Origin of the sequence: Streptomyces sp. SAI-135 (assembly GCF_029893805.1) — a bacterium.
Lineage (GTDB): Bacteria > Actinomycetota > Actinomycetes > Streptomycetales > Streptomycetaceae > Streptomyces.
Genome location: NZ_JARXYP010000002.1, coordinates 1474429 through 1500195, shown reverse-complemented (window position 1 = coordinate 1500195; position 25767 = coordinate 1474429). Strand labels below are relative to the sequence as shown.

The following is a 25767-nucleotide window of genomic DNA, read 5'->3' as shown; positions in this document are numbered from 1 at the left end:
CACGGGGAGGGGGAGCCGCGAGGGGCGACTGCGCCGAACCGGTTCGGCGAAGCTAGCACCGGGGCAACCGGCCAGCAATCCCCTCGACACCGGGATCTCGCCGTCTGTCCGAGCCGGCCAGGGATGACGGCACGGGTATTGACAGGCGCCCGGGCAGTTCCTACGTTCACTTCCACGCGAACCGGTTCGACAGCCGGTCGCCCGTCCCAAGGAGTCGCCGTGAACATCGGTGAGATCGCCCGGCGGGCCGGTGTCTCGCGCAGCACCGTGTCCTACGCGCTGAGCGGCAAGCGCCCCGTGTCGGAGGACACCCGCCAAAAGATCCAGCGGATCGTCGACGAACTGGGATACCGGCCCAGCGCCAGCGCCCGCGCCCTCGCCAACGGCCGGACCAGCACCATCGGCCTGGTCTTCCCGCCCGCCGGGAACCACTACACGGGCATGCAGCTCGACTTCATCGGCAGCGTCGTGGAGGCCGCCGCGGCCCAGGACTACGACGTGCTCCTGTCGCCCAGCGGCGTCGACAGCGACCGCTCCTTCCAGCGGCTGCTGGGGGAGCGGCGGGTCGACGGCGCGATCCTGATGGAGATCCGGCTGGAGGACGACCGGGCCGACCACCTGGCCGCGCTCGGTTTCCCCTCCGTCGCCATCGGCCGCACCGCCCACCCGGAGGGCAGCTGGTACGTCGCCCTCGACCACACCGCGCTGGCGGCGGCCTGCGTCCACCACCTCGCGGACCTCGGCCACCGCCGTGTCGCCTTCGTCAACCGGCCCGAACAACTCCTGAGGACCGGCTACGAGTCCGCGCACCGCGGCCTGGACGGTTTCACCAAGGCCGCGGCCGAACGCGGGCTGACGGTCCGCACCTACTGCTGCGGGGACGACGCCGCCGCGGGCCAGGCCTGCGTGGAGCGCATCCTGCACGATGACCCGGCCACCACGGCCCTGGTCACCCTGAACGAGGCCGCCCTGGGCGGCCTGTACCGGGGGCTCGCCCACGCGGGCCGCCATGTGCCGCGCGACTTCTCCGTCACCGGCGTCGTCGCCAACCGGTGGGCGGAGACGGTGACCCCGCAGCTCACCGCGGCGGACGTACCGGCGGCCGAGATGGGCCGGCTCGCCGTCGACCTGCTCGTGGAGCGCCTGGACCACCCCGACGCACCGCCCCGCCAGCACCTGCTCACCCCACCGATCTCGCTGCGGGCCAGCACCGGGCCCGCGGGGGCCCCGCAGACCTGACCGGATCCCCCGAGCACTCGTCACACCGCCGCACGCCCGGACATCCGACGGCGTCGTTCGCGGTGCCCTCCTCACCGCGTGACCCACCGCCACGGCACCCGCATGCCGCACACCGAAGGAGTACGCCATGAACCGTTTCTCCAGACGGCACCGCCCGACCGTCGCCGTCCTGATCTCCCTGGCCGTCGCCGGCGGCGTCACCGCCTGCGGCTCCGGCTCGGGCAGCAGCGGCACCGAGGGTGCCGACAGCGGCACGTACACGGTCTGGGACCCCTACCCCCAGTTCGCCAAGGGCTCCGCCTGGACCGACCTGCTGGACAAGTGCGGCACCGAGGCGGGCGTGAAGGTCAAGCGGACCGGCTTCGACACCAGCGACCTGACCAACAAGGCCCTGCTCGCCGCCCAGCAGGGCAACTCCCCGGACGTCCTCGTCGTCGACAACCCGGTCGTCTCGACCCTGGCCGAGGCGGGCGTCCTCACCACGACCGACGAGAACAAGCTGGACACCTCGAAGGCCGATCCCAACCTCCTCGCGGCCGGCCAGTCGGGCGGGAAGACGTACGGCACCCCGATCGGCGCCAACACGCTGGCCCTCTACTACAACAAGAAGGTCCTGAAGGAAGCCGGCGTGGACATCGCCTCGGTGAAGGACTGGGCCTCCCTGACGGCGGCGCTGGAGAAGGTGAAGAAGGCCGGCAAGAAGGGCATCACGTTCTCCGCGATCGGCACCGAGGAGGGCAGCTTCCAGTTCCTGCCGTGGTTCTGGGGCGCGGGCGCGAAACTGACCCGACTCGACTCCGCCCAGGGCGAGTCGGCGCTTGCCCTGTGGAAGGGCTGGGTCAAGGGCGGCTACGCCCCCAACTCGGTGCTCAACAACACCCAGACCACCAGCTGGCAGGAGTTCGCCACCGGCGACTACGCCTTCGCGGAGAACGGCACCTGGCAGCTCGCCAATGCCAGGAAGGCCGGCTTCGAGTACGGCGTGCTCCCGATCCCCGGCGCCTTGGGCGGCAGCGCGGCCGCTCCGACCGGCGGCGAGTTCGTCACCCTCCCGGTGCAGGACGACACCGGCCGCTACACCACCGCCCGGAAGCTGGCGACCTGCCTCACCAGCACCCAGAACCTGTACGACACCGACACCACTCTGTCCTACGTGGCCCCCACCGCCGAGGTCCAGGCCAAGCAGGTGGCGGCCGACCCCGAGCTCGAGCCCTGGGTCGCCGCGGTCAGGACGGCCAAGGGCCGCACCAGCGACGACCTGGGCACCAAGTACCCCAAGATCTCCGAGCAGATGTGGAAGGCCGTCCAGTCCGCGCTCAGCGGTTCCAAGTCCCCGAAGGACGCGCTGACCGACGCCCAGTCCGCCGTCAAGTAAGCATGAGCCGGGGCCAGTTGATGACTCAGACGACACAAGTGCCGCGCCCGCGGACCGACTCCGAGGGGGCGGCCCCCGAGGCGCGGCGCCGTCCGGCCTCCCCGCAGTGGGCGGCCTGGGCGTTCCTCGCCCCGGTGACCCTCTACCTCGCCCTGTTCTACGCCTATCCGCTGTACCGCAACATCGACCTGAGTTTGCGCCACTACACCGTGCGCTCGTTCGTGCGCGGCGACGCGCCGTTCACGGGCCTGGCGAACTACCGGACGGTCTTCGACGACCCGACCTTCGCTCCGGCCCTGCTGCACACCGTGGTCTTCACGGGGGTGTGCCTGGTCTTCCAGTACGCCATCGGTCTGGCGCTGGCGGTCTTCTTCCACCAGAACTTCCGGCTCTCGGTCACTCTGCGGGCCCTGTTCCTGGTGCCCTGGCTGCTGCCGCTCATCGTCTCGGCGTCGACCTGGTCGTGGATGCTGAACAGCGACTCGGGCATCGTCAACGCCGTTCTGCACGCCGTCGGCGTCGACCCGGTGAACTGGCTGACCTCGCCGTCCTGGTCGCTGACCTCGGTGATCATCGCGAACATCTGGATCGGCGTCCCCTTCAACCTGGTCGTGCTCCACAGCGGTCTGCAGTCCATCCCGTCGAGCCTGTACGAGGCGGCCGCCCTGGACGGGGCGAACGCCTGGCAGCGGTTCTGGCGGATCACCTTCCCGCTGCTGCGCCCGGTCTCCGCCATCACGCTCCTGCTGGGCCTCGTCTACACGCTGAAGGTCTTCGACATCATCTGGATCATGACCAAGGGCGGCCCGGCGGACTCCTCCACCACCTTCGCCACCTGGTCCTACCAGCTCGGCTTCGGCAACCTGCTGCCCGCCTTCGGCCCCGGCGCCGCCGTCGGCAACCTGCTCGTGCTCGCCGCCCTGGTCTTCGGTCTGATCTACGTCCGGGCCCAGCGAAAGCAGGCGCTGTCATGACAAGAGGTCTGAAGACCGCCCTCGGTCTGCTGCTGACCGGGATCATGCTCTTCCCGGTCTACTGGATGCTCAACGTGTCCCTCACCCGCGACCAGGACATGCGCAAGAGCCCACCCGACCTGTTCCCCGCCCACGCCACCCTGGAGGGCTACCGGGCCGTCGTCGACCAGCAACTGCCCTACCTGGGCACCAGCCTCGTCATCGGACTCGGCACCGTCGCCCTGACCGTGGCCCTGGCCGCCCCGGCCGGCTACGCCCTGGCCAAGCTGCGCCCGCGCGGCGGCGGCATCCTGAGCTTCGTCCTGCTGGCCGCCCAGATGATCCCCGGCATCATCATGGCGATGGGCTTCTACGCCATCTACCTCCAGCTCGGACTGCTCCAGTCCGTGCCCGGCCTGATCGTCGCCGACTCCACCCTGGCCGTGCCCTTCGCGGTGCTCATCTTCACCGCGTTCATGTCGGGCATCCCCGGCGAACTCCTCCAGGCCGCGCAGATGGACGGGGCCCGTCCCCTGCGCACCTTCTGGTCCGTCGTGCTGCCGATGAGCCGCAACTCCGTGGTCACCGTGTCGCTGTTCGCGTTCCTGTGGTCCTGGTCCGACTTCGTCTTCGCCAGCACGCTCGTCAACGGCGGCGCCCACGAGCCGATCACCCTCGGCATCTACCACTACATCGGCAACAACAACCAGCAGTGGAACGCCATCATGGCCACCGCCGTGGTCGCCTCCCTGCCGGCCGCGGTCATCCTCGTCCTCGCCCAGCGCTACGTCGCCGCGGGCGTCACCGCCGGCGCGGTCAAGGACTGACGCCCGCGGCACACCCCTCCCCGACGACCACCGAGATCCCAGCTCGAGAAACGAGTGCCTCTTCATGACCGCCGCCCGCTCCGGCCCGGCCTTCTCCGTCCAGGACATCCCGTTCAGCACCCACGGCTCCTGGTTCGGCATCTCCCCCGTGCTCGCGGAGAAGACGCGCGCCGAGGACCTCCACCTCGTCTCGCACCAGAACGGCATGCACGCCGTGCTGCGCCTCGTCCCCCTCGACCCCGCCACGGGCGAGCGGGCCGAGACCCTGGTCGAGGCAACGCCGGCTCTGCTGAGCTGGACGGGCCCGGCCGGACGCGTGGACCTCACCTACGAGACACCGGACACCGTACGGCTGCGCGGTGCGGGCGCCCCGCTGCGGATCTCGGCGGCGGCCCCGACCCTGACGCCGTTCAGCGGAACGTACTTCTACCGCGAACCGGCCGCCGACGCACACGTGTTCACCTCGTACGAGACCGGATGCCGCTACCGGATCACCGTGCTGTCCGGCACGCTGACCGAGGTGTTCGGCAGCCAGGCCCTGGGCAGCGCCGACCGCGGTGTCACCGTCGCCGCCGCCGCGGACGGCGGATGGGAGATCGCGGTCGAGGGGATCGACACCGCCCGCCCCGCCTACGTGCCGACGGCCGCCTTCGGGAAGGTCGTCGAGGCCGCGCGGAACGCCTTCGCGGACTTCGTCGACACCGTGGCCCCCTGGCGCTCGGGCGACACCCCGGCCGCCGAACTCGCCGCCTACGTCCTGTGGTCGGCGACGGTGAGCCCGGCCGGCCTGGTCACCCGGCCCGGTGTCCTGATGTCCAAGCACTGGATGGACAAGGTCTGGAGCTGGGACCACTGCTTCAACGCCCTCGCCCTGGCCCCCGGTTGCCCCGAACTGGCCTGGGACCAGTTCCAGCTGCCCTTCGACCACCAGGACGGCAGCGGGGCGCTGCCCGACTCGGTCACCCACTCCGAGGTGCTCCGCAACTTCGTCAAACCGCCCATCCACGGCTGGGCGTTCGGCCATCTGCGACGCAGGCTGCCCACGCCCCCCGGCCGGGCGGAGCTGACCGGGACCTACGACCGGCTGGAACGCTGGACGGAGTTCTGGCTCACCGCCCGGCGCGCTCCCGGCGCCGCCCTGCCGCACTACCAGCACGGCAACGACAGCGGCTGGGACAACGCGACCACCTTCGACCCCGAACGCGTGGTCGTCACCGCCGACCTCGCCGCCTTCCTCACCCTCCAACTGCGCGAACTCGCCGATCTTGCGACGCAGTTGGAGAGACCGGCGGACGCCGTGCGGTGGACGCGGGCCGCCGAGGAGACCCAGCACGCGATGCTCGACCAGCTGTGGACGGGCGAGCGGTTCGTCGCCCAGGGCGTCGACAGCTCGGACACCTGGGGCAGCTCCAGCCTGCTCGACCTGATGCCGATCGTGCTGGGCGAGCACCTGCCGGACGACGTCAGCGAGGTGCTGGCCGGCCGGATCGAGGCCCATCTGACCCCGTACGGCCTGGCCACCGAGCTGCCGGCCTCGCCCCACTACCTCTCCGACGGCTACTGGCGCGGCCCGATCTGGGCGCCCGCCACGGTCCTCGTCGAGGACGGGCTGCGCCGGGGCGGCCACCACCGGCTGGCCGACGAGATCAGCGCCCGCTTCCGCGCCCTGTGCGAGCACCACGGTTTCGCGGAGAACTTCGACGCCCTGGCCGGCACGGGCCTGCGCGACCGCGCCTACACCTGGACGGCCGCCGCCTACCTCGTCCTCGCCGAGGCGCATGCGCGACGGGCCGCGCGGTGAGGCCGGTCAGGCCAGGGCGACCTCGACCGGCAGCCGCTTGATGCCGTTGTGCCGTCGACGAAGTTCGACTGCACCCGGGGGACAGCCCCGTCAGTACGGCGAGTACGAGAACTCGATCGGCACCGGCCGGCTGCACCTCTGGTTCGACCGTCCGGCCGACGGCTGGACCGGCACCGGCCTGCCGAAGAGCCCGCCGAGTCGACGAGTTCCAGATCGACCTCCCGGACACCCCGGGCGAGGTGGCCGTCGTCATCGGCAGGACGGCGTGGAGCATCTCCCCTGCCGAGGCGGGGAGTTCATCGCCGGCTCCGTGCTCCCTCGCCGACCACGTCGTCACCGGCCCGACCGCCATGCGCACCGACGTCGGCGCCCGGCCCATCGAGTCCGAGGAGGAGGTCCTGCACATCGCGCTCGGCGCGACTGGGAGTTCCGCGGGATCCGGCCGCCCCGGCGCTGACGGTCCGGTGCCCGGTCCATGGGCACCTCATCCGCCAGGCTCAGTCGAGGACCGCGGTGGCCTCGATCTCGACCAGGTGCTCGGGGACGTCCAGTGCCGCGACGCCCAGCAGCGTGGCCGGTGCGGCCGGGGTGACGCCCAGTTTCGCGGCCGCCCGCGAGATTCCCTCCAGGAGTTGGGGCATCTTGTCGGGCGTCCAGTCGACGACGTGGACGGTCAGTTTCGCGACGTCGTCGAAGGAACCGCCGGCCGCGGCCAGGGCCGTGCCGACGTTGAGGTAGCTCTGCTCGACCTGCGCCGCGAGGTCGCCCGCACCGACCGTGCGGCCGTCGGCGTCCCAGGCGACCTGACCGGCGACGAAGACCAGCCTCGATCCGGACGCGACCGACACCTGCCGGTAGACGTCGATCTGCGGCAGTCCGCCGGGATTCAACAGGGTGATGGACATGCTCAGCGCCTCCCATGGCCGGGTACCGCCGGCCCGTGGTCTCTTGTGGTTACTGGGAAACCGTAGGAGAGCGAGCGATGACATGGAAGAACGCACTTTTCGGTGACTGGGTAACCCGGGGGTGACCAGGCAGCTCAGCGGCCCGTAGGTGGTCGAGGGCACGGTCGGCCACGCGTGGGTGCAGGGTCGTCCGATCTGCGCTCCGGTGACCCCGGACCCGGCCCACCGGACCGGCGTGCTCGTTCCTCACGGCGCTCACCCGCCCGGTCTTCCCGTGCGCGGCCGGGCAGGTCGCCGCCATGACCGAATCCGCGGACGCCCCTGAGAGCCGACGGTCGCGCAAGCGAGTGCACTACGGGGAGGGGCGCGAGGCCCTGCTGAACCCCGCGGTGCGGGTGGGGGGGGCGGGGCGGGCTGCGCAAGCTCACCCACCGCGCGATCGCGGAGGAGCGCTACCACCACCAGCGGGTGGACCGCCCGGGCGACGGACTCACGGTCACCGCGCACGCCGCCGACGGCACTGTGGAGGGGCTCGAACTCCCCGCCGCCCGGGGCTGGTTCACCGCCGTCCAGTGGCACCCCGAGGACACCGCCCACGAGGATCCCGCCCAGCGGGGCCTGTTCGACGCCCTGATCCGGGCCGCGTGCGAGGGGTTCGCGGGAGAGTGCTGCGCGTTGTCGCCGCGTACAAACCGTGTGCAGCCGGCTCAGCAGCGCAGACGCGCGAGTTCGTCCGCGCGGCGGTGGTCCTTGGGGCGGCCGAGGGAGCGGCGCATGCGGATCAGGTCGTCCAGAGCGGCGTAGCGGACGGTGAAGCCGGCCGGGTCACTTGTGCTCACCGCCCGAGCCAGACAGGGGGCGACATCCATGTCCCCCCAGGGCAGGGCGGGGGTGCACAGGTCGCCGCTGACGCCGGTCACCCGGTAGGCCACCTGAGGACGACCGAGGTCGGGCAGGCCGGCGCACCCCGTGCCGGTCAGGGCTTCGCGCAGGGCGTGAGCCTGCTCGGGCGTGCCGTCCCACAACAGGTCGAGGTCTCCGGTCAGTTCCACCGAGCCGTGCATGATGCCGGCGACCTGGCCTATGACGACCGCCTGCGAACCGGCCTCGCACAAAGCCCGGAGGAAAGGGATCGGGTCGAAGCCGAGCGCACCGTCGGTGGCGAACGTGCCGGCCACGTCGTCGGCCTCCTCCACTCCACGTCCCGAGGCGACACGTGCGCGGGTCACGTCCCGGGTGCGCCTGACGGCCTGACGTAGCCGAAGAGCAGCAGTGTCGTTCACCCGCTCATTCAACAGTGCAATGCGCCGGCGCCGAGGGGCGATCAAGAACCGGGCGCTCCGGAGGGTGGGGGATCGGTGAAAACCCAGTGGAAGCGCTGTCAGTGGGCCCCCTTATGCTGCACCGGACGATCACGCGGGACCAGGGGAGGGCGCGGCATGTTCGGCAAGCTGTTCGGCAGGGATGCGGAGAGACCGGAGGCGAATCCGTACGCCCTGCCCGTCCCGCGCAGACAGCGGAACGGGACGTACCCGCTGCGCGCCCTCGGGGACACCCGAGTGCTCGCACTGGTGGAAGCTGCCGACGCCGGTGACTGGGAAGCGGTCAAGGAAGCCCTGGCCCCCTTCGACCTCGGCCGTGACCACGCCGTGCTGGGCGAACTCGCCGAGCTGGACGGTCTGCAGGACTGGATCGGCCGGGCCGTGGCGGAGGACAAGGAGCACCGGGCGACCGCCCTGCTGATCTCCGGGACACGTCACATCAGCTGGGGCTGGGAGGCCCGCACCTCCGCGCGTGCCGTGGATGTCACGCAGGAGCAGTGGCGGATCTTCCACGAGCGGCTGGAGATCGCCGAGGAGCAGCTGCTCGAAGCCGCCGAGCTGCGACCGGACTGGATCACCCCGTGGCGCCGCCTCCTCACCTCCGGCCGAGGCATGTCCCTCGGGACGGCTGTCAACGAGACCCGGCGCGACGCCGCCCTCCGCCGCGACCCGCTGGACCTGGAGACCCACATCGAGTGGGTGTCCCAGCTCCAGCCCCGCTGGGGCGGCGAACCGGGCCAGGCCCTGGCGTTCGCCCGCGAGACCTTCGCCGGCGCACCCGACGGACACCGCCTCGGCTGTGTGATCGCCATGGCCCACATCGAGGAGTGGGTCGAGTCCGACAGCCGGGACCATCTCGACACACCGCAGACGCAGGAGGAGTTGAGGGAGGCGGCCAGGCGCAGCATCCTCCACTCCGCCTACGAGCGGCCCCTCGGCTGGCAGGAGGACTTCAACATCTTCGCCATGGCACTGGCCCTGTCCACGGAGAGCGTCGTGGCCCCGCGCGTCTTCCACGAGCTGGACGGCGCCTACACCTCGTGGCCCTGGACGTACATGGCGCAGCCGGAGAAGACGTACGCCCGTTTCCGGCGCCGCGCCTGAGCGCGTGCGCTCCGCCTGCCCCTCGTCGAAGACCTCACCCCGGACTGCCCGATGACGCTGCCCCACACCCCTGCGCACCCGACCGCCGCCGACCGCACCTTCCAGGTGGACCTGCGCGGCCTCGTCGACCTCCTCTCCCACCACCTCTACTCCAGCCCCCGTGTCTACCTGCGCGAGCTCCTGCAGAACGCGGTGGACGCGCTGACCGCCAGGCGCGGCCTCGAACCGGGCGCCCCGGCCGACGCGTTCGGCATCCGCCTGTTCGCCGACGGCTCCGTGGTCCGCGTCGAGGACGACGGCGTCGGTCTCACCGAGGCCGACGTGCACACCTTCCTCGCCACGATCGGCCGCAGCAGCAAGCGCACCGAGCAGATCGCCGAACAACGTGCCGATTTCATCGGCCAGTTCGGCATCGGCCTGCTTTCCTGCTTTCTGGTCGCGGACGAGATCCACGTCCTCAGCCGCTCCGCCCGCACCCCCGACGCCCCCGCGGTGGAGTGGCGCGGCCGCGGCGACGGCAGCTACACCGTGCGAACCCTGCCCGGCTCCGCCCGCCCCCGGCCCGGCACCACCGTCACCCTGACGCCCCGCGCCGACGCGGGCGAGTGGACCCGCCCGGCTCAAGTGCACGCGCTGGCCCGCCACTTCGGCTCCTTGCTGCGCCACCCGGTGACCTTCGACGACGGCACGGCAGGCCCCGGCGGCAAGGGCGCACCCGTCAACCCCGAGCCCGCGCCGTGGGCGCGCACCCACCCCACCCCCGGAGCCCGTTCCCGCGCCCTGGCCGCGTACGGCGAGGAGGTCTTCGGGTTCACGCCGCTGGACACCATCGAGCTGGACCTGCCGGCCGTGGGCCTGAAGGGCATCGCCTGCGTCCTGCCCGAGGCGGTGCCGGCCGGGCGCCGCCACGGCCACCGGGTGCACGTCAAGGGCATGCTGCTCTCGGAGCAGGCGGAGGAGATCCTGCCCGACTGGGCGTTCTTCGTCCGCTGTGTCGTCGACGCCGAGAGCCTGCGCCCGACGGCGTCCCGCGAGTCCCTCTACGAGGACGACACCCTCGCCGCCGTACGCGACGCCCTCGCCGAACACCTGCGTGCGTGGATCGCCAGGGCCGCCGCCAGTGACCCCGAACTGCTCGGCCGTTTCCTCCAGGTGCACCACCTGGCCGTGAAGTCGCTCGCGGTGCACGACGACGAGATCATGCGGATGCTGCTGCCCTGGCTGCCGTTCGAGACCACCGACGGGCACGCCACCCTCGACGAGTTCGCGCGCACCCACCGCACCGTGCTCGTCACGTCGAGCGTGGAGGAGTTCCGCCAGGTCGCGGCGATCGCCTCGGCCGCCGGCCTCGGCGTCGTCAACGGCGGCTACACCTACGACCGCGCGCTGGTCCACCGGCTGCCCGAGGTCAGGCCCGAGGTCAGCGTCGCCGACCTCGACCCGGCGACCCTCACGGCCCACCTCGACCCCGTCGACCGGGAGACCGAACTGGCCGCCGCTGCCTATCTCGCCCAGGCCCGCGACGCCCTCGCCGTCTTCGACTGCGATGTCGCGCTGCGCACCTTCCAGCCCGCCTCCGCCCCCGCCCTCCTCCTCGACAGCCGCGAGGCCCGGCACGAACGCACCCGCTCCCAGCTGGCCCGCGAGCAGCAGGGCGGTGTGTGGGGCGACATCCTCGGCGCCCTGCGCCAGGAGGCCCCGAAGGCCCAGCTGATCCTCAACCAGCTCAACCCGCTGGTCCGCACCGCGGTCACCATCGACGAGCCCGAGCTGGCCCGCACCAGCGCCGAAGCCCTCTACGGGCAGGCCGCGATGCTGTCCCGGCGCCCGCTCAGGCCCGCCGAGTCGAGCCTCATCAACCGCTCCTTCCTCGACCTCCTCGCCCACGCCCTCCGCAAGGACAGCTGACGATGCCCACCGTGATCCAGACCACCGACGAGCTGTACCAGGCGCTCCAGGACAACGACGAGCGTCCCTACGGCCGTACCCGCACCGTCACCGCCGAGGAACTCGTCGACGCCGCCGAGCAGTTCGAGGAGCCCGTCCCGCTCGTCCACGCCCTCCTGGAACTGCAGGAGGCGTACACCTACGGCTCCGAGCCGCGGAAGTCGCCCGTCGTCTTCGCCCGGCTGCTCACCCTCTTCGACGAGCAGCCCGACGTCTTCGACGAGCGCCTGCGCCACATGGTGTTCTGGCGCTTCAAGTGGGTGGGCCACGCCCTGCGTCAGCTGCCCGAGATACCGCTGGCCAGCCTGCGTCAGTGGCTGAAGGAGATGCGCGACCGCTACGAGAAGGCCGGCCTCGGCCTCCAGCCCTACTACGGGCAGGCGTACCAGCTCACCGCCCACGTGGGCGAGGACACCGCGCCGGCCTACGAGTTGTGGGCGGGCCGCGCCCGTACCCGGCTCAGCGACTGCGAGGCCTGCGAGATCTGCGAGCGTGCCCTGTACCACCTCACCGCGGGCGACGACGAGCGGGCCCTGCGCACCTGGGAGCCCGTCCTGGCGGGCAAGGAGTCCTGCCAGGAGGAGCCCGCCCGCTCCCTGTCCTACGCGCTGCTGCCCCTGCTGCGCACCGGCGCCGCCGACCGGGCTCGCGAACTGCACCTCGTCGGCTACCGCGGCTGCCGCCGCAACCCCGCCATGTCCGGTGAGGTCGGCCGGCACCTGGAGTTCTGCGCGCTGACCGGCAACGAGGCCCGCGGACTGGAACTGCTCGCCGAGAACCGGAACCTGTTCGACGAGGTCGACTCACCGCTGGACCAGCTCGACTTCCTCACCGGCGTGGACGTGCTCCTCCAGCGCGTCGAGCACCTCGGCCACGGCGAACTGCCCGCCGCCGGATGGTCCGGCCGCACCTGGACGGTGGCCGGCCTGCACGCCGAGGTGCGGGGCCGCGCGGACGACCTCGCCGCCCGCTTCGACGCCCGCAACGGGACCTCCACCCACAGCGACCGCCGCAGGGCCCGCCTCGACCGGGCTCCGCTCCTCGACGCGCTGGAACTGACCCTGCGCACCCGCAGCCTCGACGATGTCGCCCCGGCCGCCCCGGTCACCGCACCGCCCTCCCGCACGACCGCCACCGTCCCGACGGCCCTGCCCGAACTGATCGTCCGGGCAAGGACGTTGGACGAGGAGGGGCACCCGGACGCCCAGACCTGCTTCGCCCGGCTGCGCACGCTCGTCGCCGCCCGCGACTACACCCACCCCGACGACCCCGCCGTCGGCCCGCTGGTCCGGCTGCGCGCGGACCTGCTGGCCGACGAGGCGAGCCGGGCCGGCAACGACGACCGGTTCGCCGACGCCGCCGCCCTCCACGAGGAGGCCGCGGCCCTCTACGACGACGCGGCGGAGCCCGGTCACGCGGCCGTCTCCCGCGCCTGCGCCCTGCTCGCCACCGCCCAGATCCCCGGCGAGGACGGGGACGCGGACGAACCCGAGGCGAAAGCGGCCGCGCTGACCGCGGTCCACGCGTCCGTGGTCCGCCTGCACGAGGGGACCACCGGCCTCGCCCCCTACCAGGAGGGCCGCCTGCTGAGGCTGCGGGCGACCGCGCTCGGCCTGCGCCTGCAGACCACGGGAAGCAAGGAGCACGTCGCTCCGGTCTTCGCCGAGGCCGACCTGCTGCACGCCTTCGCCACCCGGCACGACCTCGCCGGCCAGATCTCCGGCGCCCTGATGCTGCGGGCCAGCACGCACGCCCTCTCCGGCGACCTGCCCGCCGCGGTCACCGAGATCGACGCCCTCCTGGACCGGCTGAAGGCGCAGGGCCCCGCCTGGCACCTGCCCCGCACCCTCGGCCTGCGCGGCCGGCTCCAGCTCGCCCTGCGGGACCCCGAGGCCGCCCGGGCGAACCTCACCGAAGCTCTGCGGCTGGCCGCCGACTGGCCCGCCGACACGGTCGACACCGCCCGTCTGCACGGCGACCTCGCCGAGGCCTGCATGCACCTGGGCCGCCCCGACGAGGCCCTGCGGCACCTGACACGCGCGGCCGAGGTGAACCTGCGCCGCGGCAGCAGGATCGACGCGTTCTGCACCTACAGCAACGCGGCCCAGCTCAGCCTGGACCTGGGCCGCGTCGAGGACTGCATCGCCCTGCTGGACTCCCTGCTGGCCGAACCGGACGTCGCCTCCGGAGAGCTGGACGACCGGCTCGCCGCCCAGCTGCGCCTGACCCGCGCCCGCGCACTGCGCGCGGGGGAGGACATCAAGGCCGCCACGGCCGAGTTCGCCGCGCTCGCGGCCGAGTCGGCCGGCTGGGACGACGACCCCGGCAGCCATGCCATGATCGCCGCCGAGACAGCCGTACTCCTCGGCGAGTCCGGCGAGTTCGGCCCCGCCCGCGAGGCCGCCGACCAGGCGATCGCCGCGCACGCCCGGGACCCGCGCTACGAACTGCTCAGCAACTCCCTGCGCGAACTCGCCCGCCTCCAGGCCCAGCAGCAGGGCGCCGAGGGCCTGACCGGCGCCCGTGCCTTCCTCGCCGACGCCGCGCGGATCGCCGACGAGGCCCGCGCCGCCGGGTACGAGGCGCGCGGCCGCTCCCTGGACTCCGCCCTGGCCTACGAACACGGGCGGGTCAACGCCTACGCCGGTGCGTACGAGGACGCGCTGGCCGCCCTGGAGAAGGCCCTGGCCCTGCTCGGCGAACCGGGCCCGGAGGACGACCGGGCCGGCGAGTGGGCCGAGTGCGTCCGGCTCGCGGGCGCCGTGGAGGGCCTCTACCTGGAACGCCCCGCCCCCGCCCTCACCCGCCTCGACGCGGCGGTCGCCCACCTGAGGGCCGTCGGCCACACCGAGGAGACCGAACCGCTGACCTCGCTGGCGGCCCGGCTGCGCGACGAGCAGTGACGTGCCGGCCGGCCTGCGGACACCCGTTCCGCGGGCCGGCCCCGGTGCCATAACCTCGTGAGGCAGACATCGGTTGCCGGACGTGTCGTCCACGCTGAGGAGGCGATGGTGCTCGGAAAGGCCACGTGGTTGCTCGTGGGTGCCATGGTCGTGGCCTGGATGGTGCTCTCCGGCCCCAGCGCCCCGAGCGGCGCCCTCGACGCCCGGTCACTGCCCGCCGACCCCGTCCGGGACGTCGTAGCGAACCGGGTGATGACCTGGAACCTCTGCAACCCCTGCGAGACGGACAACGACGACCGGGCGGCGGAGATCGCCCGGTTCGCACCGCAGGTCATCGGGCTTCAGGAGGCGTGCGTGGGCGACGTCGAGAAGATCCGGGACTATCTGGAGAACCTCCACGGACTCGTGTACCACGTCGAGTACGGGGCGGTCCTCCAGAGTTGGGGCCGTTGCGGGGGAGCGCCCTGGAACCCGGGAGGCTACGGCGAGGCCATCCTCTCGGCCGCCCCGATGACCGACGTCGTCACCGAGGAGTACCCCGACGGCGGCTCCGAGGACCGTGGCTACATGGAGGTCACCACCACGGTGGGCGGCCGCCAGGTCCGCCTGTTCAACACCCACCTCGCCGAACGACGTCAGGAGCCGGTCAGGGCGGCCCAGGTCGGCGTCCTCGCCAAGGAGGTCGCCCGGCACGACCGCGCGATCGTCATCGGCGACTTCAACGCCGTGCCGGACGGCTACGAACTCACCCCGATGTGGAAACTGGCCGCGGACGCGGACCCGCAGTGCCGCCCGGGGAGCGACGGCACCTGCGAGCCGACCACCGACTGGCAGAGCAAGTTCGACTACGTCTTCCTGCGGGACTACGTCCCCGTCAGGCACCGTGTGCATCCGAACGAGGTCTCGGACCACCATGTGCTGTACGCCGACGTGAACCCGGCGTAGGCGGGCCGCAGCCGGACGGGACCGCACGCAGATCCGGTCCTCGCGGCGCCTCAGCTCCTCCTGACGCTGATCGTAGGATCAGGGCCAGGAGCAGGGATTCGACTCCTCGGTGCGATCCACTTGGGTGCGGGACTACACCCAGGCATCGAGCCCGTACCGGTGTCAACTCCATCGGCGCGGTGTCGCCGCGCCTACGCCCTCGACGACCCGCCGCTCGCCGTCCCTGCCCGCCTCAGGTGCCCTGAGCCCGGTGCAGGCGCCGGGACTTGGCACGGCGGGCCGGGGCCGCCGGGTCGGCCACGGTGCCGGCGGTCTGCGTGCGGGGCCCGGTGGCCCGGCTGCCGTCCAGCCGGGCCGCGACCCGTGCCAGGGTCCTGTCACCGGGGCGGACGGCGATGTGGAAGTGCGAGACCTTCACCGGAGCCAGGTCACCGCCCCACACGACCGTTCCGTCACAGTCCGCGAGGATGTCCCGCACGATCGCCTCCTGGTGCGGCCACAGCCCCTCGCTCCCCTTCAGCGGATAGGCGGCGGGGTGCAGCGCGATCGCGGTGCCGGAGAGGTGGTTGGACTCGAAGTCGGCACCGACCGTGCGCCGTGTGGTGGCACCGGTGACGCCGCCGCCCTCACCCGTGTCCAGCGGGGCGATCTCGTAGTGCCAGCGCCGCGCGACGTGCAGCAGCACCGCCGCGGCCTCACCACCGCGCAGGCCGAGCGACGCGGCGGACCCCTCGACGGGGTGCACGGTCACGGCGGAGGGATCGATCCGCCATCCGTTGGCGGACACGTCCCCCGTCCAGGCCCCGGCGCGTGGCGCGGCCGCCGCGACGGGGCCTGCCAGGGTGCCCGACGCCACGACCAGCAGGCCGGTGCCGGCGGCACCCAGCAGAGTGCGTCTGGAGATCATCGACTTCCTCCCTCATCCCTGGCCGACGGCGGAGACACCGGGATCGCCGCCGTCCCGCCAGATGTTGTGGTCCAGGCCCCAGCCCGGCTGGAACTGGTACTCGTGGATCTGGTTGAACGACCAGTTCTCCGGCAGCGGGAATCCGAGGTTCCCGGAGAACCCCCAGGACATCCCGGAGACGAACGACCAGCGGGCGCCGGCGTCCTTCGACACCCGGATGCACACGTTGCGGGAGCCGTAGACGCCGAAGGTGTAGCGGCTGCCGAGTTCGGCGAGGCCGGCCCTGACGCCGTTGAAGTACGGCACGACATGGCTGGTGATCTCCTCGTCGGTCGCGTCGTAGTCGACCCCGAAGTAGATGCAGGTACCGGCGCCGATTCCGTGTTCGACGGCCTTGGCGTGGGCCTTCTTGCCCTGGTCGTAGCCCTTGTCGTAGGTGAAGTTGCCCAGTTGCGTGCCGTTGTACTGGAAGATGGGGAAGAACCTGAGCCCGGCGTTCAGAATGGTCTGCGGCTCTCCGGGCTTGAGCGCCTTGCCGAGATAGCCGTCGTCGCCCGGGGCCAGATGCTCGTCGAGGTAGCGGCCGACGATGCGGTAGCCGTTGGACTTGAGCAACTGACCACGCTGCGGGGTGATCTCGGTGATGCAGTCGCAGCCGGTGGCGTCGCGTGAGGTGTCACCGGACGACACGAGGAGCTGCGCCCACGTCGCGTAGTCGTTGTGGCCCGTGACGGGGAGCTGGGAGAACCTCTGGAAGGCCTGCAGCCACCCGGTGTGCGTGCCGGTCTGGGCATCGGTGCCGATGTCCGCCGACAGGTAGTGCGCCTGCCCGTTCGCCGTGTACGTCGGTGAGTTGAAGTAGCACGCGGCACGGAACAGGTACCGCAGATCTCCCGAGAGGGTCGCCGAGCCCCTCCCCTTGAGGGCTGCCTGCGTTCCCGGTCCGAAGTACCCGTTGATCGAACCCGGGGGCGATCCCGATCTCGTACTGAATGGCCATCATGAGGCCCTGCTGGACATCACGGGAGTAGATCCCGTCGCAGGGCACAAGACTCATCGCCGGGATCCCGATCCCCGCGACATAGCGGGAGTTCAGCCGCTGCTGGATCGCCCGGACATGGGGGTCACCACCGGGCACGAGCCGGAACTGGTCCATGCGCAGCAGCGCCTTCAGCACATGCGGCCACATGGCCAGGCGCTGCCCGGCGTCCGCGGCGTTCAGACCCATGTCGGCGTAGAGCTGCCGCAGGGACGTCTCGGGATCCTCGCCCCATCCGCCCAGGGTCTGGGAGGCCCAGTAGCCCTTGCACCACAGTGCCCCGTTGTACAGGCGCAGCAGGTTCTCGTTCCGCTCGAACTCCGGCACGAGCTCGTGGTTCCTCACCGCGTCGAACGTGCCGGGGCCGAAGTTCTGGACGGTGGGGGAGATGCCGAGTTCGTGCTGAAGCCCCTGGGTGAGGGCGAGGACGGTGTTCCAGCCGGTGTAGCCGGTTTCGGAGCAGATCACGTATCCGGGCGCCGTCTTGTAGGTGTTGTTCACCCACCTCTGCGTCCGGGACACGTAGATGTCGGGAAGCGCCCGCCACGCAGCGGACGGGTCGACCACCGATCCCGGTCGGGCGTACATGTGCAGGTTGCCGGGGCAGTCGGTCTCGTAGTTGAAGGAGTGCGGGAAGATCCTGTCCCCGGTCCTGTTGCGCGGGGCGTCGTGACGAAGATGGTCGATCAGGCCCCTGATCGAACGCAGGAGGGTCTCGGTCGGCACGTCCTGCGAGCGGATCATGCCCACGATCGAGTAGAAGCCCGCGTTGCGCCCGACACCCTCGATGTCGCCGGCGAGGCCCTGGTTCCCCTCGCCGCGCTCGTATCCACGCCCCTCGTAGACCTGTCCGTGCGGGCATACGAGGAAGTTGTAGGCGATGTCTCCGTAGTACTCGCCGCTGCTCTTGTGGTCCCAGTAGATCTTGGCGACGGTCCGGCGGCAGTCTTCCTCCGTCCGGAGGTCGCTGGTGCTGCCGGCGCCGAGGTGGTGCAGGAACACACCCATGTGTCCGGACCACGGCTCTTTCAGGTTGGCCTCGGGCGGGGCCGAGGCATGGGCCCGCACCTCTTCGGGAGCGTACTGTCCCCAGGTGTCACGTTCGTTGATGGTGATCGTCACGTTCGTCGCTCCGGTCAGCAGGCGTAGTGCGGGTCGTGGATGTAGTCCGCGTCGTCGGTGAACCAGTGGTGTCCGCTGACCGCGTTGTCCGCCCAGCCGCCGTCGAGGAACTTCTCGTAGCCGAGCGACAGGTCGGCGTAGTAGTTGCCGGCCTCGATGCAGAACATCGACTGGTTCGTGCTGGGGCTCACGTCGCGGCGCAGCGAGACCTCGCTGAAGAGGCCGGGGAAACCGTTGTTCCAGACCGACGTCGCGCGGTCGTTGAAGTTGCCGCAGTCGTTGCCCCACCACTCGTCGTCGCGGTCCCACCGGCACCAGTCGCCCTGGAAGTTGGGCAGGTCGTAGGCGTAGAGGTAGCCGTCCGCGCCGTCGGCGGCGGCCAGTTGACTGAGGTCGGTGCCGGGCCGCACCGGGGTCGGTGCGCCAGGTGTGGCACCGGTCGCCGTGGGCGCGGAGGGCCCGGCCTCCGAGGCGGCCATGGCGGGGCCGGCCGTGGTGAGCAGCCCGATCACCGCCGCTGTGGCCAGGGCGCTTCGTAGGTATCGCTTCATCTCATGCCTCCCGTGTGGGTGTTGATCGTCGACGAGTCGTCGTCGCGGACGATCCGATCCGCCCTCGGCAGCGCGGCGAGCCGCATCCGGCGGGCGTTGTGCACGTCGGCGAGGTACTGCTCACGCACCTGCGCGAGGTGCCGCTTCTCGACGCGCTCCGCGACCTCCGCGAGGCCGGAGCCGACGGCGCACGCTGCCTCGGCGACGGCGTACTCGATCTCCTTGGCCGCAGGCGCCGAGTCGCCGAGCGCGGCCCGCAGCCGGAGCGGCGACCGGTACGGCAGCCCGCGCCCGGCCACACAGTCCGACCAGCCCCGCAGTGCTCGCGTGAAGCCGGGATCCGCCTGCGCCCGGCTCAGGGCCAGCGCCGTGACCCCGCGGTCCACGGCGTCCGCGCCGAACCAGGTGCGGAAGTCGCCGTACAACTCGCCCCGCGCCTCGCTGGTGCAGCCGCGAGTGCTGCGCCCGGTCGTCATCCCACTGGGGAGGGTGACCTCCACGGTGTCGACACCACCGCCCTGCCAGGCACGCAGCGCCTGCGCACGCCGCTCGGCGGGCAACGCCCTCAGGTGGTCGCCCACGGGGTCGTCCGCGCGCAGCCGGGCGGTCTCCTGCGGGGTGCGCACGCGGGCGCCGTAGCCGTGCTCGCGCGCCCAGACGGGATCGGCCAGGACGAGCGCCATCGGTGGCGGCTCGGGGCCGGTGCGGACCGGTTCGGGTGCCGCGGGCAGGTGGAATCCGGCGCGAGCCATGCAGCGCCGCTCCAGGATGTTCTCGGCCCGGCGCAGGGTGGTGAGTTCACGGGTGGTGGCTTCGCGCGGGAGCCCCGTGTCCGGCTCGGCGCGCGCGGCGGGCACGCCCGGGTCGCCCGGCCCGCAGGCGGCGATCGTGGCGAGCAACAGCAGTGACAGCAGTGACAGCGCGGCGATTCTGCGCACCAGGTCTCCCCCGTACCCGTACGTCTTCGGTCGCCTTCAGGTTGTCCGTGAGCCCGCGTGCCCCGCACGCACTTTCGGTCTCACCCGAAACACCGTGGCTGTCCTGCCCGCCGATGTCACAAAAGGCGACCGGCTGTCCGTCCACCCGGAGAAGGGCGTCCCGCAACGGGTTGCCCAGCAGCACCCGGCTACGGAACACACGGAAAAGGGGACAAGTTGTTCGCCGCCTACCTCACGGTGACCCTCGTCGGCGCGGTCTTCAACGGGGCCGCCGCCGTCACCTACCTGATCGGCCACGAATACCCCAAGACCCAGGCGGACATGAAAGGCGTGCCCCGCAAGTGGGTCCCGGTGCTCGGCATGCTGCTCGCGGCCGGTACCGCGGGGCTGCTGGCCGGGCTCGCCGTGCCCGTCCTGGGAACTCTCGCCGCCTGCGGCCTCGTCCTCTACTTCGTCGGCGCCGTCATCGCTCACCTGCGGGTCGGGTCCCGGAACATCGTGGGCGGGATCGTCTTCCTCGCCACCGCCGTGGCAGCTCTGCTTCTGGGCCTGGCCCACCACGGCTTCCGGTGATCCGAACGCCAGGCTGACCGGCCGACCGAAGCCTGGGGGGCGCTTCCGCACGAACAAGAAAGGGCGCCCGGGCGGCATCTGCCGAGCCCCGGGCGCCGTCTTCCCGTGCCTAGAAGAACCCCAGCTTCTTCGGCGAGTACGACACCAGCAGATTCTTGGTCTGCTGGTAGTGCTCCAGCATCATCTTGTGCGTCTCCCGCCCGATCCCCGACTGCTTGTACCCGCCGAAGGCTGCGTGCGCCGGGTACGCGTGGTAGCAGTTGGTCCACACCCGGCCCGCCTGGATCGCCCGCCCCGCCCGGTACGCGGTGTTCATGTCTCGGGTCCACACGCCCGCCCCGAGGCCGTACAGCGTGTCGTTGGCGATCTTCAGGGCGTCGTCGAAGTCGTCGAAGGACGTCACCGAGACGACGGGGCCGAAGATCTCCTCCTGGAAGATCCGCATGCGGTTGTCGCCCTCGAAGATCGTCGGCTGGACGTAGTAGCCGCCCTTCAACTCGCCGTCGTACTCGATGCGTTCGCCGCCGGTGAGGACCTTCGCGCCCTCCTGCCGGCCGACGTCCAGGTACGAGAGGATCTTCTCCAGCTGGTCGTTGGAGGCCTGGGCGCCGATCATCGTGTCGGTGTCGAGGGGATGGCCCGGCTTGATGAGCTCGGTGCGGGCCACGGCCGCCTCGAGGAACTCGGCGTAGTTGCCGCGCTGGATCAGCGCCCGGGACGGACACGTGCAGACCTCGCCCTGGTTGAGGGCGAACATCGTGAACCCTTCGAGCGCCTTGTCCCGGAAGTCGTCGTCGCGCGCCCAGACGTCGTCGAAGAAGATGTTCGGAGACTTGCCGCCGAGTTCGAGAGTGACCGGTTTGATGTTCTCCGAGGCGTACTGCATGATCAGCCGCCCCGTGGTCGTCTCCCCGGTGAACGCCACCTTCGCCACCCGCGGACTGGACGCGAGCGGCTTGCCCGCCTCCACTCCGAAGCCGTTGACGATGTTCACCACGCCCGGTGGCAGCAGGTCCGCGATCAGACTCATCCAGTAGTGGATGGAGGCCGGGGTCTGCTCGGCCGGCTTGATGACGACCGCGTTGCCCGCCGCGAGGGCCGGGGCGAGCTTCCACACCGCCATCAGAATCGGGAAGTTCCACGGGATGATCTGCGCGACCACACCGAGCGGCTCATGGAAGTGGTACGCCACCGTGTCGTCGTCGAGCTCGCCGAGAGAGCCCTCCTGCGCACGGATCGCCCCCGCGAAGTACCGGAAGTGGTCGATGGCGAGGGGGATGTCGGCGGCCAGCGTCTCGCGCACCGGCTTGCCGTTCTCCCAGCTCTCCGCGACGGCGAGCTGCTCCAGGTGCGCCTCCATGCGATCGGCGATCTTGAGCATGATGTCGGAGCGCTCGGTGACCGACGTCCGGCCCCAGCCGGGCGCGGCGGCGTGTGCGGCGTCCAGCGCCCGCTCCACGTCCTCGGCGGTGCCCCGGGCGACCTCGGTGAAGGGCTGCCCGGTCACCGGCGACGGGTTCTCGAAGTACTGCCCGCGCGCCGGCGGCACGTACTCGCCACCGATGAAGTGGTCGTAGCGCGCCTGGTAGGAGACGATCGCGCCCTCGGTGCCGGGTGCCGCGTAACGGGTCATGCTGGCCAGCCTCCTTCAGCAGCGCCGCCCGCCGTTGGGCGGCTCTGCGGGGGAGGCTAGGAGCGCGGACGTTGCAACCACGTTGCCGTCGGCGCGGCCAGCTCGGCCTCCAGCGCGGCCAGGCGGGCCCGGACGCTCGCCGTGGGCCGTACGGCCGCGAGCGCCCGCCACACCTCTAGGTCGTCCTCGCCCCACGCCGCGTGCGCCCAGTCCGCCAGGAGGTCGGGGTCCCGGCGGGAGATGAGCGCCGTGCGCAGCCCGTCGGCGACCCGGCGCCTGAGCTGCACCACCGCCGGGGCCTGCGAAGCCGGCAGCAGCGGTCCGCCGTACCCGCGCGCCGCCGCCGTCACCGCCCCGCTCTCCAGCCGCCGCTCCACGACCGCCACGTCCGACTCGACCGGCACAGTCAGCCGGTACGGCCGTGACGCCAGCAGTCCGGGGCCGAGCACCCTGCGCAGCCGTGCCAGTTCGGCCCGCAGCGTCACCGGCGTCACCGACTCGTCCTCGTACAGCGCGCACAGCAACTCGTCCCCGGTCAGGCCCTCCGGATGCCGGGACAGCAGCACCAGGATCTCGCTGTGCCTGCGGCTGAGCCTGACCCTGCGGCCGGCCCCGACCAGCAGCGCCTCGTCCCGGCCCAGCGCACTCAGCTCGGTCCTGTCGGCTTCCGGCTGCTGCGGCAGGAGCAGCGCCAGCTGGGACTCGGCGGCCCGCGCGACCGCCTGGACGAAGCCCAGGCTGTGCGGATGCGCGAGCCCGTCGCCGCCGGTGATGTCCACGGCCCCCAGCACCCGCCCGGTCCGCGGATCGTGGACCGGTGCCGCCGCGCAGGTCCACGGCTGCACCCGGCGGATGAAGTGCTCCGCCGCGAACACCTGCACCGGCCGGTCCACCGCGACCGCCGTACCCGGGGCGTTCGTCCCCACCGCGGTCTCCGCCCACCGCGCACCCGGCACGAAGTTCATCCACTCCGCCTGCCGGCGGGTCCGGGCATGGCCCTCGACCCACAGCAGCCTGCCGTGCTCGTCGCACACCGCGAGCAGGTGCTCCCCGTCGAACGCGAAGGTCCCCATCAGCTCGCGGAACAGCGGCATGACCCGCGCCAGCGGATGCTCGGCCCGGTACGGGCCGAGGTCACCGTCACCGAGTTCGACGTCCGCCGTCCCGTCCGGCCCGACCCCGGCCCGCGCGGAGCGCCGCCACGAGTCGGCCACCACCGGGCGGACCGGCCGCTGCACCGTGCCCGCCTCGGTGAACGTCTCGTGCGCGCGCCGCAGCAGCCGGACCCGCTCGGCAGGGTCGGCCCCCGGCTCCAGGGCCACCCATGGATCGGTCAAGTCGGCCTCCCGGAACGCGATGCGGTCGGGGACATCGTCACTCCCGGTGCGCGCGCAAACAACCTCTTCGACCGGCGTCACCCGAACGATGTCCGGCTCACACGGCTTCGACCATGCGCAGGTAGCGATCCCAGTCCCAGTACGGTCCCGGGTCGGTGTGGTCCGTGCCCGGCACCTCGTAGTGACCGATGATGTGTGCGCGGTCCCTGGGGATGCCGTACCTCTCGCAGATCCCCGCGGTGAGTTTCGCGGACTCCTGGTAGAGGGCCTCGGTGAAGTAGGCGGGTCTGTCCACCCAGCCCTCGTGCTCGATGCCGACGCTGCGGGTGTTGTAGTCCCAGTTCCCGGCGTGCCAGGCGACGTCCGCCTCCCGCACGCACTGCGCGACATGACCGTCGGCCGAGCGCACGACGTAGTGGGCGGACACCTGCTTCGCCGGGTTCCGGAAGATGTCCAGGGCGTCGAGGTAGGTGGTCTGGGTGACGTGGATGACGACCCGGTCCACTTCATAGGACCAGGGGCGGTCCGATGCCGTGAAGTTGGACGACGTGGCCGGCTGCCACTCGGCGAGCGGGTGGTCGACGGGCTGCGGGGCGGCCCCGGCCCGCGTCTCGGGAAGCAGTACGTACGGTACGGCCGCCAGGACGGCCCCCTTCAGCAGCCGCCGTCGGTCGAGTGGCGATCGGGCGCGTTCCATCAGTCAAGTGCCTTTCGTCTCAGCGGGTGTTCAGCCGAGCGGGGTCGCCGCGGTGTCACGGAGCAGGACGTGCGCTCCGCGGTGAGTCTCGCGCGCCGGAAGCCGTTCCTCGCGGATCTTCGGCGCGGGGGCGGCGGGTGTCGCGGGCGGACGGGACCTCGCGAAGTCCGGCCTCCACGGCGGCTGCGTGGCTCGTGTGCATCACGGTACGGCGGCTGACGGTCGCGGCGAAGGACGCCGGGCGTTGCGGTGGACGACGTCGGGAATGTGGACAACCCGCTCACCCGATGGGGTGAGTTGACGGGCGCGCAGGCGACAACCCGCTCACCCGATGGGGTGAGTTGACGGGCGCTCAGGCCCGTTCGCCCACCACCGCCGGGTCGTCCAGAACGGCCCGTACGACCGAGTGCGCGGCACCCAGGAGGGGGCCCTCGGAACCCAGGCCGGACACGGCCACCGGGCAGGCGGGGCCGGCCGTGCGCCGGGCCAGCTCGTCCCGCAGGGAGGGCAGCAGCCAGGGCGCGAGCCCGGCCAGCGCACCGCCGAGCACCACGGTCTGCGGGTCCAGGAGATTGACCGCCCCGGTCAGCGCGATGCCGAGCGCCTGACCGGCCTCGCGCAGGGCGCCCCGTACGCCCTCGTCGCCGTCCGCCGCGTGCTGGGCGAGCAGCCCGACCCGGTCCTCGCCCGGCTCCAGACCGGCCGCCCGCAGCACCGCTTCCTCGCCGGCGTACTGCTCCAGACAGCCGCGTCCGCCGCACGGGCACGCCGGTCCGTCCGGGCGGACCGGGACATGGCCGAGCTCGCCCGCGAAACCACGGGTGCCGCGCAGCAGTTGCCCGTCCACGACCAGGGCCGCACCGATGCCGATCTCCGCGGAGACGTGCAGGAAGTCATGGGGGGTGCCGTCGCCGAGCCAGAGTTCGGCCAGCGCGCCGAAGTTGGCCTCGTTGCCCACGGTCAGCGGAAGGTCCTCGGGCAGCAGGGTGCCCAGGTCCGTGTCGTGCCAGTCGAGGTTCGGGGCGCGGACGACGGTCCGGGCGTCACGCGCGACCAGGCCGGGCACCGCCACCGCGAGTCCGGCCGGCCACAGGCCTTCGTCCTCCGCCTCCGCCACCACCCGGCGCACCAGGGCCGTCAGTTCGGTGATCACCGGCTCGGGGGAGCGGCCCCGGTTCGCGGCGTACCGCACCGCCCGCGCGCGGACCTGTCCGCGCAGATCGACCGCGCAGACCGCGAGGTGGTCCACGCCGATCTCGGCGCCTATCCCGGCGGGCCCGCGGCCGCTGACGGCGAGCGCGGAACCCGGTCTGCCGACCCGGCCGGGACGCTCCGGGCCGAGCTCCTCCAGCAGCCCCGAGCGCACGAGTTCGTCGACGAGGGTCGACACCGCTGCCCGGGTCAGGCCGATGCGCGAGGCGACCGCGGCACGCGACAGCGGCCCCTCGGCACGCACGGTGTGCATCACGCGGGCCAGATTGCGGCGGCGCATGCCCTGCTGGGTGTCGGGCAGCCCGCGCCCGGGCCCCGCCGGGCGGGCGTCGTGCAGCGGTGCGGTCATGCCTCCCTCGATCCTCGGCGGAGCCGCGGTCCCGTGGCTCGGACGGCCCGTGTCCCTGGCCCCGGCCGGTCCTCGTCCTCGGCGGGCC

General features: G+C 71.9%; 21 protein-coding genes and 3 pseudogenes. 13 read left to right on the top strand and 11 right to left on the bottom strand.

The genetic code is table 11. The annotated features are described in order from the left end of the window. The first annotated feature begins 219 nt into the window (after window positions 1-219). The 7 genes and pseudogenes from M2163_RS11170 to M2163_RS46615 form a co-directional block, all read left to right on the top strand. Complete coding sequence (locus M2163_RS11170) at window positions 220-1239, top strand: LacI family DNA-binding transcriptional regulator (protein WP_280852933.1); 1020 nt, start codon at window positions 220-222, stop codon at window positions 1237-1239. A 127-nt stretch (window positions 1240-1366) separates the two neighbouring features. Then, window positions 1367-2614, top strand: coding sequence for an extracellular solute-binding protein (locus tag M2163_RS11165; protein ID WP_280852934.1), 1248 nt, complete (start codon window positions 1367-1369; stop codon window positions 2612-2614). Window positions 2615-2634: 20 nt separating this feature from the next. Continuing rightward, entirely contained in the window at window positions 2635-3588 is a 954-nt protein-coding gene (locus M2163_RS11160; protein ID WP_280852935.1) for a sugar ABC transporter permease, read from the top strand. Further along, a complete protein-coding gene (locus tag M2163_RS11155; protein WP_280852936.1) occupies window positions 3585-4394 on the top strand; it encodes a carbohydrate ABC transporter permease in 810 nt (269 codons plus the stop codon). The genes M2163_RS11160 and M2163_RS11155 overlap by 4 nt, the downstream gene beginning before the upstream one ends. A 64-nt stretch (window positions 4395-4458) precedes the next feature. Beyond that, on the top strand, window positions 4459-6195 hold the full coding sequence (locus tag M2163_RS11150; protein WP_280852937.1) for a trehalase family glycosidase: 1737 nt from the start codon (window positions 4459-4461) through the stop codon (window positions 6193-6195). 82 nt (window positions 6196-6277) lie between these two features. Further along, a pseudogene (locus tag M2163_RS11145) lies at window positions 6278-6373 on the top strand (catechol 1,2-dioxygenase); the annotation flags it as partial. A 139-nt stretch (window positions 6374-6512) separates the two neighbouring features. Next, a pseudogene (locus M2163_RS46615) lies at window positions 6513-6652 on the top strand (FAA hydrolase family protein); the annotation flags it as partial. Between the two features lie 40 nt (window positions 6653-6692). On the opposite strand, the gene M2163_RS11140 reads toward M2163_RS46615, so the two are convergent. Further along, window positions 6693-7100: a RidA family protein gene (locus M2163_RS11140; protein ID WP_280852938.1), complete on the bottom strand. Its 408-nt coding sequence runs from the start codon at window positions 7098-7100 to the stop codon at window positions 6693-6695. 453 nt (window positions 7101-7553) lie between these two features. On the opposite strand from M2163_RS11140, the pseudogene M2163_RS11135 reads away from it, so the two are divergent. Continuing rightward, window positions 7554-7745: pseudogene (locus tag M2163_RS11135) on the top strand (gamma-glutamyl-gamma-aminobutyrate hydrolase family protein); the annotation flags it as partial. 62 nt (window positions 7746-7807) lie between these two features. Here M2163_RS11135 and M2163_RS11130 read toward each other — a convergent pair. Continuing rightward, window positions 7808-8329 carry a hypothetical protein gene (locus tag M2163_RS11130; protein ID WP_280852939.1) on the bottom strand — a complete coding sequence of 174 codons (522 nt, stop codon included), beginning with the start codon at window positions 8327-8329 and terminating at the stop codon, window positions 7808-7810. 210 nt (window positions 8330-8539) lie between these two features. On the opposite strand from M2163_RS11130, the gene M2163_RS11125 reads away from it, so the two are divergent. From M2163_RS11125 to M2163_RS11110, 4 genes are all read left to right on the top strand, one after another. Beyond that, window positions 8540-9526, top strand: a complete 987-nt coding sequence (locus tag M2163_RS11125; RefSeq protein ID WP_280852940.1) for a hypothetical protein — start codon at window positions 8540-8542, stop codon at window positions 9524-9526. A 51-nt stretch (window positions 9527-9577) separates the two neighbouring features. Next, window positions 9578-11434, top strand: coding sequence for an HSP90 family protein (locus M2163_RS11120; protein ID WP_280893882.1), 1857 nt, complete (start codon window positions 9578-9580; stop codon window positions 11432-11434). A 2-nt stretch (window positions 11435-11436) separates the two neighbouring features. Continuing rightward, a complete protein-coding gene (locus tag M2163_RS11115) occupies window positions 11437-14376 on the top strand; it encodes a tetratricopeptide repeat protein (protein ID WP_280893881.1) in 2940 nt (979 codons plus the stop codon). A 105-nt stretch (window positions 14377-14481) separates the two neighbouring features. Then, entirely contained in the window at window positions 14482-15321 is an 840-nt protein-coding gene (locus M2163_RS11110; protein ID WP_280852943.1) for an endonuclease/exonuclease/phosphatase family protein, read from the top strand. A 232-nt stretch (window positions 15322-15553) separates the two neighbouring features. Here the strand turns inward: M2163_RS11110 and M2163_RS11105 are convergent, their stop codons facing one another. Genes M2163_RS11105 through M2163_RS11085 form a run of 5 tightly spaced genes read right to left on the bottom strand, consistent with a single transcriptional unit; the run spans window position 15554 to window position 19878 of the window. Continuing rightward, a complete protein-coding gene (locus tag M2163_RS11105) occupies window positions 15554-16228 on the bottom strand; it encodes a hypothetical protein (protein WP_280852944.1) in 675 nt (224 codons plus the stop codon). A gap of 12 nt (window positions 16229-16240) precedes the next feature. Continuing rightward, a complete protein-coding gene (locus M2163_RS11100) occupies window positions 16241-16918 on the bottom strand; it encodes a glycoside hydrolase domain-containing protein (protein WP_280893880.1) in 678 nt (225 codons plus the stop codon). Beyond that, window positions 16905-18389 (bottom strand): N-acetylmuramoyl-L-alanine amidase, encoded by a 1485-nt coding sequence (locus M2163_RS11095; protein ID WP_280893879.1) that lies wholly within the window; start codon window positions 18387-18389, stop codon window positions 16905-16907. Before M2163_RS11095 ends, M2163_RS11100 begins: the two co-directional genes overlap by 14 nt. A 14-nt stretch (window positions 18390-18403) precedes the next feature. After that, window positions 18404-18940 (bottom strand): peptidase inhibitor family I36 protein, encoded by a 537-nt coding sequence (locus M2163_RS11090; protein ID WP_280852946.1) that lies wholly within the window; start codon window positions 18938-18940, stop codon window positions 18404-18406. Continuing rightward, complete coding sequence (locus tag M2163_RS11085; RefSeq protein ID WP_280852947.1) at window positions 18937-19878, bottom strand: hypothetical protein; 942 nt, start codon at window positions 19876-19878, stop codon at window positions 18937-18939. Before M2163_RS11085 ends, M2163_RS11090 begins: the two co-directional genes overlap by 4 nt. A 216-nt stretch (window positions 19879-20094) precedes the next feature. Between M2163_RS11085 and M2163_RS11080 the strand changes: the two genes are divergently transcribed. Next, window positions 20095-20451, top strand: coding sequence for a DoxX family protein (locus M2163_RS11080; protein ID WP_280852948.1), 357 nt, complete (start codon window positions 20095-20097; stop codon window positions 20449-20451). 109 nt (window positions 20452-20560) lie between these two features. Here M2163_RS11080 and adh read toward each other — a convergent pair whose 3' ends face one another. The 4 genes from adh to M2163_RS11060 form a co-directional block, all read right to left on the bottom strand. Further along, window positions 20561-22084, bottom strand: a complete 1524-nt coding sequence (gene adh / locus M2163_RS11075) for an aldehyde dehydrogenase (RefSeq protein WP_280852949.1) — start codon at window positions 22082-22084, stop codon at window positions 20561-20563. A gap of 56 nt (window positions 22085-22140) precedes the next feature. Next, entirely contained in the window at window positions 22141-23421 is a 1281-nt protein-coding gene (locus tag M2163_RS11070; RefSeq protein ID WP_280893878.1) for a GAF domain-containing protein, read from the bottom strand. A gap of 97 nt (window positions 23422-23518) precedes the next feature. Then, entirely contained in the window at window positions 23519-24118 is a 600-nt protein-coding gene (locus M2163_RS11065) for a peptidoglycan recognition family protein (RefSeq protein WP_280852951.1), read from the bottom strand. 352 nt (window positions 24119-24470) lie between these two features. Beyond that, entirely contained in the window at window positions 24471-25679 is a 1209-nt protein-coding gene (locus M2163_RS11060; RefSeq protein ID WP_280893877.1) for an ROK family transcriptional regulator, read from the bottom strand. Window positions 25680-25767: the final 88 nt, after the last annotated feature.